The 12,798-nt window shown below is 66.3% G+C and carries 13 protein-coding genes; 10 read left to right on the forward strand and 3 right to left on the reverse strand.

Annotation, left to right across the window (positions count from 1 at the left end):
* Nucleotides 1–4 precede the first annotated feature (4 nt).
* From LRS53_RS13540 to LRS53_RS13550, 3 genes are all read left to right on the forward strand, one after another.
* Nucleotides 5–1,156: an acyl-CoA dehydrogenase family protein gene (locus tag LRS53_RS13540; RefSeq protein WP_064308847.1), complete on the forward strand. Its 1,152-nt coding sequence runs from the start codon at nucleotides 5–7 to the stop codon at nucleotides 1,154–1,156.
* A gap of 137 nt (nucleotides 1,157–1,293) precedes the next feature.
* Nucleotides 1,294–2,094 (forward strand): universal stress protein, encoded by an 801-nt coding sequence (locus LRS53_RS13545; RefSeq protein WP_231356248.1) that lies wholly within the window; start codon nucleotides 1,294–1,296, stop codon nucleotides 2,092–2,094.
* Nucleotides 2,095–2,243: 149 nt separating this feature from the next.
* The gene (locus tag LRS53_RS13550; RefSeq protein WP_007162210.1) at nucleotides 2,244–2,795 is read left to right on the forward strand and encodes an ATP-dependent Clp protease proteolytic subunit; all 552 of its coding nucleotides are present in this window, start codon (nucleotides 2,244–2,246) and stop codon (nucleotides 2,793–2,795) included.
* Nucleotides 2,796–2,857: 62 nt separating this feature from the next.
* Here the strand turns inward: LRS53_RS13550 and LRS53_RS13555 are convergent, their stop codons facing one another.
* On the reverse strand, nucleotides 2,858–4,630 hold the full coding sequence (locus LRS53_RS13555; RefSeq protein ID WP_231356249.1) for a glycoside hydrolase family 5 protein: 1,773 nt from the start codon (nucleotides 4,628–4,630) through the stop codon (nucleotides 2,858–2,860).
* Nucleotides 4,631–5,027: 397 nt separating this feature from the next.
* Between LRS53_RS13555 and LRS53_RS13560 the strand changes: the two genes are divergently transcribed.
* Nucleotides 5,028–5,435 carry a response regulator gene (locus LRS53_RS13560; RefSeq protein ID WP_231356250.1) on the forward strand — a complete coding sequence of 136 codons (408 nt, stop codon included), beginning with the start codon at nucleotides 5,028–5,030 and terminating at the stop codon, nucleotides 5,433–5,435.
* A gap of 64 nt (nucleotides 5,436–5,499) precedes the next feature.
* Nucleotides 5,500–5,712: a hypothetical protein gene (locus LRS53_RS13565; RefSeq protein WP_231356251.1), complete on the forward strand. Its 213-nt coding sequence runs from the start codon at nucleotides 5,500–5,502 to the stop codon at nucleotides 5,710–5,712.
* A gap of 13 nt (nucleotides 5,713–5,725) precedes the next feature.
* Here the strand turns inward: LRS53_RS13565 and LRS53_RS13570 are convergent, their stop codons facing one another.
* Nucleotides 5,726–6,187, reverse strand: a complete 462-nt coding sequence (locus LRS53_RS13570) for an Lrp/AsnC family transcriptional regulator (protein ID WP_017642824.1) — start codon at nucleotides 6,185–6,187, stop codon at nucleotides 5,726–5,728.
* A 223-nt stretch (nucleotides 6,188–6,410) separates the two neighbouring features.
* On the opposite strand from LRS53_RS13570, the gene LRS53_RS13575 reads away from it, so the two are divergent.
* From LRS53_RS13575 to LRS53_RS13595, 5 genes are read left to right on the forward strand one after another with little or no spacing between them, the layout of a single operon-like run.
* Nucleotides 6,411–7,643: a thiamine pyrophosphate-dependent enzyme gene (locus LRS53_RS13575; RefSeq protein ID WP_231356252.1), complete on the forward strand. Its 1,233-nt coding sequence runs from the start codon at nucleotides 6,411–6,413 to the stop codon at nucleotides 7,641–7,643.
* Nucleotides 7,644–7,647: 4 nt separating this feature from the next.
* Nucleotides 7,648–8,706, forward strand: coding sequence for an alpha-ketoacid dehydrogenase subunit beta (locus LRS53_RS13580; protein ID WP_231356253.1), 1,059 nt, complete (start codon nucleotides 7,648–7,650; stop codon nucleotides 8,704–8,706).
* 1 nt (nucleotide 8,707) lies between these two features.
* Nucleotides 8,708–9,994, forward strand: coding sequence for a dihydrolipoamide acetyltransferase family protein (locus LRS53_RS13585; RefSeq protein ID WP_231356254.1), 1,287 nt, complete (start codon nucleotides 8,708–8,710; stop codon nucleotides 9,992–9,994).
* 2 nt (nucleotides 9,995–9,996) lie between these two features.
* Nucleotides 9,997–11,379 carry a dihydrolipoyl dehydrogenase gene (lpdA, locus tag LRS53_RS13590; protein WP_231356256.1) on the forward strand — a complete coding sequence of 461 codons (1,383 nt, stop codon included), beginning with the start codon at nucleotides 9,997–9,999 and terminating at the stop codon, nucleotides 11,377–11,379.
* Nucleotides 11,376–12,395 carry a helix-turn-helix domain-containing protein gene (locus tag LRS53_RS13595; protein ID WP_231356258.1) on the forward strand — a complete coding sequence of 340 codons (1,020 nt, stop codon included), beginning with the start codon at nucleotides 11,376–11,378 and terminating at the stop codon, nucleotides 12,393–12,395. Before lpdA ends, LRS53_RS13595 begins: the two co-directional genes overlap by 4 nt.
* Here the strand turns inward: LRS53_RS13595 and LRS53_RS13600 are convergent.
* Nucleotides 12,392–12,787, reverse strand: coding sequence for an ester cyclase (locus tag LRS53_RS13600; RefSeq protein ID WP_231356259.1), 396 nt, complete (start codon nucleotides 12,785–12,787; stop codon nucleotides 12,392–12,394). The genes LRS53_RS13595 and LRS53_RS13600 overlap by 4 nt on opposite strands.
* Nucleotides 12,788–12,798: the final 11 nt, after the last annotated feature.

A 12,798-nucleotide genomic window follows, 5' to 3' on the forward strand; every position in this document is an offset into this window, starting at 1 on the left:
TTCCATGCACGACATCGAACTCACCGAAGAACAACGCATGATCCGCGACATGGCGCGTGACTTCGCCCGCCGCGAGGTCGCGCCCCACGCCCGGGCCTGGGAAAAGGCCGAGTGGATCGACGACGCCGTGGTCGCCCAACTGGGCGAGCTGGGCCTGCTGGGCATGGTGGTGCCCGAGCAATGGGGCGGCACCTATATGGACTACGTCGCCTATGCCCTGGCCGTGGAAGAGATCTCCGCCGGCGACGGCAGCCTCGGCGCCCTGATGAGCATCCACAGCTCGGTGGGTTGCGGCCCACTGCTGCGCTACGGCACCGCCGAACAGCAGGATCACTGGCTGCCCGACCTGGCCGCCGGCAAGGTCATTGGCTGCTTCTGCCTGACCGAACCCCAGGCCGGCTCCGAGGCCCATAACCTGCGCACCCGCGCGGTCCTCGACGGCGACAGCTGGGTGCTCAATGGCAGCAAGCAGTTCGTCAGCAACGGGCGCCGCGCCGGCCTGGCCATCGTCTTCGCGGTGACCGATCCGGAGCTGGGCAAGAAGGGCCTGTCGGCCTTTCTGGTACCCACCGACACTCCCGGTTTTCGCGTCGAGCGCACCGAACACAAGATGGGCCTGCGCGCCTCCGACACCTGCGCGGTCACCCTGGACAACTGCCGGATCCCGGCGGCCAACCTGCTGGGCGAGCGCGGCAAGGGGCTGGCCATCGCCCTGTCCAACCTGGAAGGCGGGCGCATCGGCATCGCCGCCCAGGCCCTGGGCATCGCTCGCGCGGCCTTCGAGGCGGCGCTGGGCTACGCCCGCGAACGCATCCAGTTCGACAAGGCCATCATCCAGCACCAGAGCATCGCCAACATGCTGGCCGACATGCACACCCGGCTCAATGCCGCGCGGCTGCTGATCCTGCATGCAGCGCGACTGCGTACGGCGGGCCAGCCCTGCCTCAGCGAGGCCTCCCAGGCCAAGCTGTTCGCCACCGAGACGGGCGAATGGGTGTGCTCCAAGGCCATCCAGATCCATGGCGGCTATGGCTACCTGGAGGATTATCCGGTGGAGCAGTACTACCGCGATATCCGCATCACCCAGATCTACGAGGGTTCCAGTGAAATCCAGCGCTTGCTGATCACCCGAGAACTCGATCGCTACGAAATGTGAGGGCGTCCGGGATGACGGCCGTGACCTGCCCAGCAAAAGCCGAAGATGACACCCAAGCGTCATCAGCAGGCGCTGAGCGGGTGCTACGCTCCTGACAGGGATCGTGTCTGGTCCCGGTCTCTTCAAGGAATACCGTTATGGCCTCCCTGCTCGCCTGCATTGATGGATCTCCCCACGCCGAAAGCGTCTGCGACCACACCGCCTGGTTGTCGCGGCGGCTGGATGCACCCGTCACCCTGCTGCATGTGCAGGAATCGGCCAGTAGCGGCAAGAAGGTCGCCAATGGCGCCCCGGTCTATCTGGATGAAGACGTCGGTGCCGGGATGGCCAAGGCGCTGCTGCTCAATGCCCGCCAGCGCCTGCTGCAGCAGGGGCTGACCTCCGCCCCGCAGATCCTGCGGCGGCCCGAGGGCTTGGTGGATACCCTCAAGGCCCTGGAAGCCGACACCCGCCTGCTGGTGATCGGCAAGCGCGGCGAGCGCTCAGGGGACAGCGGCATCGGCAGCCAGCTGGAAGCCGTGGTGCGCGCCGTGCACCGGCCGATCCTGATCTGCTCGGGGCCGTTCAAGCCGCCACGGCAATTCACCATCGCCTACGACGGGCGGGAGGCCACCCACCAGGGCATCCTGGCGCTGGCGCGCAGTCCGCTACTGGCCGGCATGAGCGGCACCCTGCTGCGGGTTGGCGAAGACGATCCGATCCTGCGCAAGCGCCTGGAGGACCTGGCCCTGCTGCTGCGCAGCGCCGGTTGCCGGGTGGACACCACCGTCGCCCATGGTGACGTGGAGCGCATCGTCCCCCGCCACCTCGACGAACGCCGGGCGGATCTGCTGATCATGGGTGCCTACAGCCACTCCTCGGTCTGGCGCTTCTTGCGCGGCAGTCGCACCACCCAGTTGCTGCACAAGACCGAAGTGCCGATGCTCCTACTGCGCTAATCTCGCGGCTGCGCTCAGGCGCAGCCCATCCGCCCGGGACGCGCTTCGTCGGCCAGCCGACGCCAGCGCTCAAGCCCGCCCGAAAGCCGCCGAAGCAACTCCTATAGAGCCCGCCTTCCGCCGGGCTCCCCGGCGCGTCGGTAGGCCTCATGAGCACCCATGTCATCCATTTCACCGGTCCCATCAATTCCACCAGCTGCGGCCAGCTGATCGCCCAGTGCTCCCAGGCCGTGCAGCAGGACGCCTCGCGCATCCTGCTCAAGATCGCCACCATGGGCGGCGATTGCAGCTACGGCTTCACGATGTACAACTTCTTGCTGTCCCTGCCGCTGCCGGTGCATACCCACAACCTGGGTACCGTCGAGTCCATGGGCAACATCCTCTTCCTAGCCGGCGAACACCGCACCGCCAGTCGTCACAGCAAATTCCTCTACCACTCCTTCTACTGGAATCTGAACAACTCGGTGGACCACGCACGCATGGCCGAATACGCCATGTGCCTGGACTACGACCTGGACCTCTATGCCCGCATCGTCGCCGAGCGCACCGCCGGTGCCGCAGAGGCCCTGGACATCCACAGCTGCCTCAAGGCCAACGCCCGGCTACTGAGTCCGGAAGCGGCCCTGACCACTGGGGTGATCCATGCCGTGGATGAATGCCGGGTGCAACCGGGAGAGGTCACCACCTTCATCCATCTTTAAGCAGGCAACAAAAAACCCGGTGGCCAATGGCCACCGGGTTTTTTGTTGCCTGATCCCGAGGATCAGCGACTGAAGGACATCAGGGTGTTGGGATAGCCGACGCTGGCATCCAGCCGGCTGGCATCGAAGAACACGCCCAAGTTTTTCGCCCCATCCTGCACGTAGCTGATCTTGAGGATCTGGCCGTTGACGAGGCGTACCGAGCCACCCAGCTTGAAGGCCGAGCGATTGGCTGCGGTCGCCGGGATGGAGATGGCCGCGGCGCGACGGTAGACGCCGCGATTCCAGTCGGCGTTGGTGAAGTCGTTGATGGCACTGCTGACGCTGGCGGCGCTGGTCACCCCGGTGGGCGAGACCGTCACGGTCTTGGGATAGCCCACGGCGTTGCCGTTGAAGGGCGTGCCCTCGGTGAAGACGCCCAGGCTGTTGCCGGCCTGTACCGAGGAGATCCGCCGTACCTGGCCATCCGCGGTGGTCAGGTAGGCGCCGGCCTTGAAGGCGGCGCGATTCACCGCGGTTCCGGGTACCGAGATCGCAGCCTTTTTGAGGAACACCCCCTTGTGCCAGTCCGGGTTGGTGAAGTCGTTGACCACCGAGGTGACAGTGCCTGCGGTGGCACCGGTGCTCGGCGGAATCTGGACCCCGGCGTTGCTCCCCGTATTGCCAGTGTTGCCGGTGTTGCCAGCGCTGCCACCACCGGAATTGCCCACGGCGCCGGCATTGCCACCGGTGGAGCCGCTGTTGCCAGTACCGGTACCGCCGGCGGCCGGCGCGGTGCTGCCACTGGCGTTTGGACCGATGGCGGTGCAGCTGCTGTCGTCCAGGTATTTGCGCAGGGTCGGCCACTGCGGGCGCTCCTGGCCATTGATGGGCTCCACCGACATGAAGTAGCTGCCCCAGCCGGGACCTGCGGCCCAGTAGGAGGCCGGAATGCAGTTCTGCTTCAGGTAAGCCAGCATGTTGTCCATCAGCAGGTTCCAGCGCGGATTGTTGTCCGGGACACCGAACTCGCCGATATAGCCACGCTTGCCGTTCTTCTTCAGCCAATCGACGAAGGGCTTCACCCGCGTCACGCCATAGTTGGCATCGAGCTTGTTGACGTCGGTCTTGTCATAGCTGCCGCCGGCGTTCTCGTCGAAGTAGGAGTGCGCCGAAAAGATGATGTTGTTGGCCGGATCCTTCAGCCCCAGCAGGGCATCATTGAATTCGGCCCAGCGGGTGGCGCTCGACCAGCCGTTGCCTTCGACGATCACCGGCCGGGTGCTGTCCACCGCCCGGACGCCATTGATGCCGTACTGGGCCGCGGTCGGCCAGTAGGCCATGGCATCGTGGGGCTCGTTCATGATGTCGTAGGCGTACAGCGAGGACTGGCCGCTCCACTGCCGCGCGATGTGGGTCATGATCTCCTGATAGCGGGCATAGGGGACGCCGCTGGTGCCGATCACCTGACCGCGATAGCGGGCATAGTTGTGCAGGTCGAGGATGATCTTGATGCCGTGCTTTTGCGCGTAGCCGAAGGTCTGGTTCACCAGCGCCACGTAGGCACTGTCCAGCGGGCCGCCCAGACGCGGCTGCAGGCGTTCCCAGATGATGGGGAAACGGATCAGTTTGACGCCCCGCGCGCTCCACTGCTGGAAGTAGGCTTCCACCGGGAAGATGTAGTTGGTGCCATTGATGCCGGGCAGCACCTGAGGCGCGAAGCCCGCACCCGACAGATTCAGACCGACCAGGCTGACAGGCTCGGCCTGGGCAATGCCAGCGGACAGCGCGAGAACGGTGGCGGCCGCGGCGAGCGGACGACGAAGGGCGGTAGCGAAGGAGCGGATAGGCGTCATGGACAGATACTGCTTTGGGAGGCGTGGCGTCGATGTCCTTTGTGTACGAGCGAAGCCTGGGTTTAGGTAAGGCCACTGGGACGTGACAAAAAAGTACCCTGCGTCCTGCAGTTGCCTTACCTAATACAAGTCATATGCCAGGTAGCTGAAACCTTTCACCGCGCTGGCGGTCAGGCGCGTCTATCGGGCACCGCAAAACAGCGCCCTAGAGCCTTTGCGGGAAACGTAACCAAATATGCGCGGTACAGCGTCGCAGCCCGTGAAAGCTGCGCGCGACAAAATAATCACGGCAGGAAGACAGAAATCTGACGCCAAATTTAGTGGCACATGGCCTGGGGAATTTTCTCGGGTTGCCGCTATCCAAGGCTGAGCAACGTCTTGTATATAAGGTCCAGTCATGCGCGCAGAACAGCCGGGAACCCCTGTCTTCCGACCCACTCTCCTGGTGGTGGACGACGAGCCACTGGTCGCGGATTTCGTCACCGAGATCCTCGAGCCCGAAGGCTTCAATATCATCGCCGCTGACTCCGCCGATGCTGCCTTGTCACTGTTGGAGAAAGAAGACGCCAATATCGACATCCTGTTGACGGACATCCGCATGCCCGGCTCCATGGATGGCGCTCAATTGGCCAATCTGGTGTGCCAACGCTGGGCAGATATGCCCATTATCGTCATGTCCGGCTACGAAACGCCGTCCACGGCCAGCATCAAGTGCAAGGTGCGCTTCCTGCCCAAGCCCTGGTCCATCGGTCAACTGATCGATGCCGTGAATGGTGTCGCCTATTCGGTCACGCCCAGCGCCTGACGATCGGGGAACCCTGGCGATGTGAATGCTGTCACATTGCCACCCTGGTTCTCGGACAATAACAATGCTTGCCCTCACCCACCAGTTCGTCGCGCAACTGCCCAATATCGACTGCCTGTTCGGCCCCCTGACTCCAGATGGTGGCCTGCCGGTGCAGCTCGGTCGGCCTGCCAGCGAACGCCGACTGACCTTGATGCTAGATACCGCCCGCCTGCGGGACCTCGCCTATTGCGCCGCCCAGGCGCAGCGGGCCCGGGACTCACTCGGTATCCACTGACCCTGCGAGCGCTTCAGAGCGGCGGCGCCGGTCGTAACAGCACGGCCTTGAGCGAAAACGCCGAGGTCACACTGGCCACCCCGGGAATGCAGGTCAGGGTATCAGCGAGAAAGTGCTGGTAGGCTGCCAGATCCTGCACCACCACCCGCAGCACATAGTCGGCATCGCCGGTCATCTGGAAACAGCTCATCACCTGGGGCGCCTTGACGATCTCTCGTTCGAAGGCGCGCAGGTAATCGGTGGACTGCTTTTCCAGGCGTACCGAGACGAAGACGCTGACACTGCCGGCCAGCCGGGTTTCGTCGAGCTGGGCGTGATACCCCTGGATATAGCGCTCCTCCTCCAGACGCTTGACCCGCCGTAGCGTCGGGGTCAGCGACAGCCCGATCTTCTGTGCCAGATCGCGCCAGCTCAGACGGCCATCGGCGGACAGGGCATTGAGGATGCGCAGGTCGATACGGTCCAGACCAGCCATGGTGCAAAACCTCTACTGTTGTTCTTGTAGAGAGTTCAATAGCACCAAACGACCCTGCTGCCCACCTCCAAATTGCGGCAAAACGGCTAGCAGAGCCGGCCTATACTCAGGTGACCAATAACAAGAATGCCGAGGCCTCCACCATGTGGCACCCTGCATCGCACCCGGACGGCCAACCCGTCCTGCGACCCGCCCGCCCCCTTACCTACTTGGGGGGTCGGCCGTGAGCGACTACCCACCCCTGCGCCTGCACGTCCCCGAACCCAGTGGCCGACCGGGCCGTCCTACCGACTTCAACTATCTGCAGCTCTGCCCCGCTGGCCGTGCGGAAAAACCACCCGTCCACGTAGCGCCGGTGGATACCCGCGAGCTGGCGACCCAGCTGATCCGCATCCTCGATGAAGAGGGTCGCGCCGTCGGCCCCTGGGCCACGGAAGAGGCGCCCGACCTGTTGCTGCAAGGCCTGAGGGCCATGCTCAAGACGCGCCTGTTCGACGCCCGGATGCTCAAGGCCCAGCGGCAGAAGAAGCTGTCCTTCTATATGCAGTGCCTGGGCGAGGAAGCGATCGCCGTCGGCCAGACCCTGGCCCTGCGTCCGGACGACATGCATTTCCCCACCTACCGCCAGCAGGGCATCCTCATCGCCCGCGAGGCGCCGCTGGACGAGATGATCTGCCAGCTGCTATCCAACGCCCGCGATCCGCTCAAGGGTCGCCAGTTGCCGGTGATGTACTCCTACCGCAACCTTGGCTTCTTTTCCATTTCCGGCAACCTGGGCACCCAGTACATCCAGGCAGTGGGCTGGGCCATGGCCTCGGCGATCAAGGGGGACACCCGCATCGCCGCCGGCTGGATCGGCGATGGCGCCACCGCCGAAGGCGACTTCCATGCCGCCCTCACCTTCGCCCATGTCTACCGGGCGCCGGTGATCCTCAACATCGTCAACAACCAGTGGGCCATCTCCACCTTCCAGGCCATCGCCGGCGGCGAGGGCATCACCCTGGCCACCCGCGGTATTGGCTACGGCATCGCTGCGCTACGGGTGGATGGCAACGACTTCCTCGCGGTACTGGCCGCCTCGCGCTGGGCCGCCGAACGCGCCCGGCGCAATCTGGGGCCGACCCTGATCGAGTGGGTGACCTATCGCGCCGGCCCCCACTCCACCTCCGACGATCCGTCCAAGTACCGACCCGCCGATGACTGGGCGCACTTCCCCCTGGGCGACCCCATCGACCGGCTCAAGGCGCATCTGATCGGCCGTGGTCTCTGGTCGGACGCGCAGCACCAGGCGCTGGCCGCCGAGCTGGAAGCCGAGGTGGCCGCCGCGCAGAAGGCCGCGGAAGCCCACGGCACCTTTGCCAGCGATCTCGCCCCCAGCGCCGCCGACATGTTCGAGGAGGTCTACCAGGACCTGCCGCCGCACCTGCGCCGCCAACGCCAACAGCTCGGGAAGTGACGCCATGACCGTACAACAGGAAACCAACCTGCCGACCCAGGCCGGCAGCCGCAGCACCCTGACCATGATCCAGGCCATCCGCTCGGCGATGGACGTGATGCTCGAACGCGACGACAACGTGGTGGTGTTCGGCGAGGACGTCGGCTACTTCGGCGGCGTCTTTCGCTGCACCGAGGGCCTGCAGGCCAAATATGGCGCCTCGCGGGTATTCGATGCGCCCATCTCGGAGAACGGCATTGCCGGCGCTGCGGTGGGCATGGGCGCCTACGGCCTGCGCCCGGTGGCGGAGATCCAGTTCGCCGACTATGCCTATCCCGCCATCGACCAGATCGTCTCCGAGGCGGCGCGGCTGCGCTATCGCTCGGTCGGCCAGTTCACCTCGCCGCTGGTATTTCGCATGCCTTGCGGTGGCGGCATCTATGGAGGCCAGACCCACAGCCAGAGCCCGGAGGCGATGTTCACCCAGGTCTGTGGCCTGCGTACCGTGATGCCGTCCAATCCCTATGACGCCAAGGGTCTGCTGATCGCCTCCATCGAGAGCGACGACCCGGTGATCTTTCTCGAACCCAAGCGCCTCTACAACGGCCCCTTCGACGGCCATCACGACCGTCCAGTGACGCCCTGGTCGGGACACCCGGCCAGCGCCGTTCCGGATGGCTACTACCGGGTCGAACTGGAGCGGGCCGCCGTGGTGCGTCCGGGCAAGCAGGTCACGGTACTGACCTATGGCACCACCGTCTGGGTCGCCCTGGCGGCAGCCGCCGAGACCGGCATCGACGCCGAGGTGATCGACATCCGCAGCCTCTGGCCGCTGGACCTGCAGACCCTCACCGACTCGGTGACCAAGACCGGCCGTTGCGTGGTGGTGCATGAAGCGACCCGTACCTGCGGCTACGGCGCCGAGCTGGTGTCCCTGATGCAGGAGCACTGCTTCCATCGCCTAGAGGCGCCCATCGAGCGGGTCACCGGCTGGGATACCCCCTATCCCCACGCCCAGGAATGGGACTACTTCCCGGGTCCGTCCCGGGTCGGCACCGCGCTTAAGCGCGTCATGGAGGTCTGAGATGGGTACCCATGTCATCAAGATGCCCGACATCGGCGAAGGCATCGCCGAGGTGGAATTGGTCAAGTGGTACGTGGCGGTAGGGGATGAAGTCGGCGAGGACCAGACCCTGGCCGACGTCATGACCGACAAGGCCATGGTGGAAATCCCCTCGCCGGTGGTGGGCCGGGTGGTCGCCCTGGGCGGTGCTCCTGGCCAGGTCCTGGCCGTCGGTGCCGAGCTGATCCGCCTGGAAGTGGCCGGTGACGGCAACGTGCGCGAAGCCAGCCGACCAGCGCCGGCAGAGCCAGCACCGGCACCGGCACCCAAGGCGGAAGCGTCCAAGTCCGAGGCGGCACCTGCCCCGCGCCGTCCGGAACCGGAGGCCCCTCGCCAAGATGATCGACCGGCCTCCCGCCCAGCCCCGGGCAGCCCCCCGCTGGCGTCTCCCGCGGTCCGTCAGCACGCCTGGGAACTGGGCATCGAATTAAGATTCGTCACCGGCACCGGTCAGGGCGGACGTATCCTGCATGGCGATCTGGAAGCCTATGTGCAGCAACGCGACGCCGGACTGCCACCGGCCACCGGCGGCGGTGGCCTGGCGAAACGCAGCGGCGAGGAGCGCATCCCGCTGATCGGCCTGAGACGCAAGATCGCCGAGAAGATGCAGGCCGCCAAGCGGCATATCCCCCACTTCACCTATGTGGAAGAGGTGGATGTCACCGAGCTGGAAGCCCTGCGTGCCACCCTCAACCAGCGCTGGCAGGGGCGTCGTGCCCATCTCACCCTGCTGCCCTTCCTGGCTCGCGCCCTGGTAGTGGCGGTGCGGGACTTTCCGCAGATGAATGCGCGCTTCGACGAAGACAGCAGCACCGTGACCCGCTACGGCGCCGTGCACCTGGGCATCGCCACCCAGGGCGAACAGGGTCTCGCGGTGCCGGTGGTACGGCACGCCGAGACCTTGGATCTCTGGGGCTGCGCCCAGGAGGTGGCCCGGCTGGCCACCGCAGTGCGCGGCGGCAAGGCCGGTCGCGACGAACTGTCCGGCTCGACCCTGACCATAAGCAGCCTCGGTCCGCTGGGAGGCATCGCCTCCACGCCCATCATCAACCATCCCGAGGTAGCCATCATCGGCGTCAATCGCATCGTCGAGCGCCCGGCCTTCCGCCATGGCCTGGTGGTGCCACGCAAGCTGATGAATCTTTCCGCCTCTTTCGACCACCGGCTGATCGATGGCCAGGACGCCGCCAGTTTCATCCAGGCCGTGCGCCAGCTGCTCGAACAACCCGCCACCCTCTTCCTGGAGTAGCCATGGACACCCGACTCCTCATCATCGGTGGCGGCCCCGGCGGTTATGTCGCCGCCCTGCGCGCCGCCCAGCTGGGCATCGCCACCACCCTGGTCGAGGGCGCCGCCCTCGGTGGTACCTGCCTCAACGTCGGCTGCATTCCCTCCAAGGCGATGATCCATGTCGCCGAGGAATACCATCGCGCCTGCGGTCGCGCTGAGCATGGCAGCCTGGGCATCCGCCACGGCCGCCCGGAGCTGGATCTTGGCCAGGCCGTGGCCTGGAAGAACGGCATCGTCGATCGTCTCACCACCGGCGTCGCCGCCCTGCTCAAGAAGCAGGGCGTGACGGTAATCGAGGGCTGGGCCGAAATCCTCGACGGCAAGACCGTCGAGGTGCAGCGTGCCGGCGGTGAGCGACTGCGCATCCGCACCGAGCACCTGGTGCTGGCCATGGGCTCCACCTCGGTGGAGCTGCCCAACCTGCCCTTCGGTGGCCCGGTGATCTCGGCGACCGAGGCGCTGTCGCCCACCGACATTCCCGAGCATCTGGTCGTGGTGGGCGCCGGCTACATTGGCCTGGAGCTGGGCATCGCCTATCGCAAGCTCGGCGCCCGGGTCGCCGTGGTGGAAGCCCAGTCGCGACTGCTGCCCGGCTATGACGCCGAGCTGACAACGCCACTGCGCCAGCGGCTGGAACGCCTGGGCATCGCGCTGCACCTGAACTGCACCGTCGCTGGCCTGGCAGCCGATGGCGCGGGCCTGCGAATGACCTCCAGTGATGGCCAGGAGCAGGTCCTACCGGCGCAACGCATCCTGGTGTCGGCCGGCCGCCGACCGCGCACCAAAGGCCTGGAGCGCCTGCCGCTGGACTACGACGGCCGCTATATCCGCGTCGACGACGGCTGCCGCACCAGCATGACCGACGTCTGGGCCATTGGCGACCTGACCGGCGAGCCGCTGCTGGCGCATCGCGCCATGGCTCAGGGCGAAGTGGTGGCTGAGCTCATCGCTGGCAAGCGTCGGCGCTTCGCGCCGGTGGCCATTCCGGCGGTCTGCTACACCGATCCGGAGATCGTGGTGGTCGGCCTCACCCCCGAGCAGGCCAAGGCGCAAGGCCTGGAGACCAAGGTCGCCAGCTTCCCCTTCGCCGCCAATGGCCGCGCCCTTACCCTGGAGGCGCCGGAAGGCTTCGTGCGGGTAGTGGCCCGCGCGGATGACCACCGCATCCTCGGCTGGCAGGCCACCGGACAGCAGGTGGCGGAACTGGCCACGGCCTTTTCCCACAGCCTGGAGATGGGCATGCAACTGGAAGACGTGGCCGCCACCCTGCACCCCCACCCCACCCTGGGTGAGGCGGTGCAGGAGGCGGCGCTGCGTGCCCTGGGCCGGGCGCTGCACCTGTGACCGACCTGCCGCGCGACAGCCTGGCCCCGGGCATCCTCGACGAGGCCCTGGCCGGGCTTTGCCGGCAAAGCGGTCAGTTGCCGGACGCCCTGCTCGCCGCCGAAGGCGTCCGGCTATCCGACCTGCTACTTGACCGCGAGCGTCTCTCGGCGCCGCTGTTCGGCCAGCTGTGGTATCGCCTGGCGCGGCGCTTCGATGACGAATTCTTCGCCCTGGGTCCGCGCCCGCTGCCGGCGGGCAGCTTCGCCTTTCTCTGCCAGAGCGCCCGTCTGCAGCCGACCCTGGGCGATGCCCTGCGGCACAGCGCCGACTTCCTGCGCCTGACCCTGGGGGTAAATCTGCGGCTGCAACGCGACGGGGAGCGGGCGATCTTGCGACTGGCATCCGGCAGTCTGCCGAGTAGCTTCGCGGTCCTTACCCTCTGGCTGATCCTGCATGGCCTGGCCTGCTGGCTGGTGGGCCGTCGATTGCCGCTGGCGGAGATCCGCCTGACCGGGCAGGAGCCGCCAGCGGAACTGCTGGCCGACTATCGCCAGCGCTTCGGCTCCAACCTGAGCTTCGCCAGCGACGACGACCGCCTGGTGCTGGACGCCGCCGCCCTGGCCCTGCCGATCCGCCGCAGTGCCGCGGATGCGCGGCGCTTCATCGCCGCCGCACCGGGCAATCTGCTGGTGCACTATCGCGATGATGGCAACCTGATCGCCCGCATCCGCACCCTGTTGCGCAGCCGCGCCCCCGAAGATTGGCCGGACGCCGTCGGCCTGGCCGCAGACCTGGGCCTCTCGCCCGCCACCCTGAGACGCCAGCTGGCGACAGGCGGCCAGTCCTACCAACGCCTCAAGGACGAGCGCCGCTGCCGCCTGGCATGTCGCCAGCTGGATCAAGGCGCCCTGCCCCTGGATGAACTGGCCCTTCGCCTGGGCTTCGCCGATCCTCGCTCCTTCCAGCGCGCCTTTCGCAAATGGACGGGCCTCAGTCCCCTGGGCTATCGCCAGCGCAAGAGCCGCGCCGGTTAGCCCACCATCAGCTGGGCCGCGATGGCGGCCGTATCTATCACCGAGCGCACCTCGCGAATGCGGCCGTTTTCGAAGCGATAGAAGACGTGCTCGCTGAAGCGTACCTGCCTCCCGTTCACCGCCAGCCCGAACAGCTTGCCCCATGGCGTGCAGTCGAAGTCCAGCCGCGCCCCCAGCCAGGGCGCCTCGACCACCAGCAGGCGTGCGACAAAGCACAGATCGGGAATGGCGGCGTGATCGCCTTCGAGCATGGCGTGGTAACCCGCCAGTCCCAGGGGTCGGCCATTGTGCTCGACGGCTTCGTGGACATGGCGGCCAAGCTCCGCCCAGGCCTGGCAGTTGAGGCAGTCGAGATAGGCCTGATAACGCTCGCGTAACCCGTTGGCTGACACGATCTACCTCT

Source organism: Pseudomonas sp. PLB05 (assembly GCF_021106615.1).
GTDB lineage: Bacteria > Pseudomonadota > Gammaproteobacteria > Pseudomonadales > Pseudomonadaceae > Chryseomonas > Chryseomonas benzopyrenica.

Excerpts from the sequence above, each read along its gene's own strand:
- LRS53_RS13540 (WP_064308847.1), top strand. The coding sequence starts at position 5 with ATGCACGACATCGAACTCACCGAAGAACAACGCATGATCCGCGACATG.
- LRS53_RS13545 (WP_231356248.1), top strand. The coding sequence starts at position 1,294 with ATGGCCTCCCTGCTCGCCTGCATTGATGGATCTCCCCACGCCGAAAGC.
- LRS53_RS13550 (WP_007162210.1), top strand. The coding sequence starts at position 2,244 with ATGAGCACCCATGTCATCCATTTCACCGGTCCCATCAATTCCACCAGC.
- LRS53_RS13555 (WP_231356249.1), bottom strand. The coding sequence starts at position 4,630 with ATGACGCCTATCCGCTCCTTCGCTACCGCCCTTCGTCGTCCGCTCGCC.
- LRS53_RS13560 (WP_231356250.1), top strand. The coding sequence starts at position 5,028 with ATGCGCGCAGAACAGCCGGGAACCCCTGTCTTCCGACCCACTCTCCTG.
- LRS53_RS13565 (WP_231356251.1), top strand. The coding sequence starts at position 5,500 with ATGCTTGCCCTCACCCACCAGTTCGTCGCGCAACTGCCCAATATCGAC.
- LRS53_RS13570 (WP_017642824.1), bottom strand. The coding sequence starts at position 6,187 with ATGGCTGGTCTGGACCGTATCGACCTGCGCATCCTCAATGCCCTGTCC.
- LRS53_RS13580 (WP_231356253.1), top strand. The coding sequence starts at position 7,648 with ATGACCGTACAACAGGAAACCAACCTGCCGACCCAGGCCGGCAGCCGC.
- LRS53_RS13585 (WP_231356254.1), top strand. The coding sequence starts at position 8,708 with ATGGGTACCCATGTCATCAAGATGCCCGACATCGGCGAAGGCATCGCC.
- lpdA (WP_231356256.1), top strand. The coding sequence starts at position 9,997 with ATGGACACCCGACTCCTCATCATCGGTGGCGGCCCCGGCGGTTATGTC.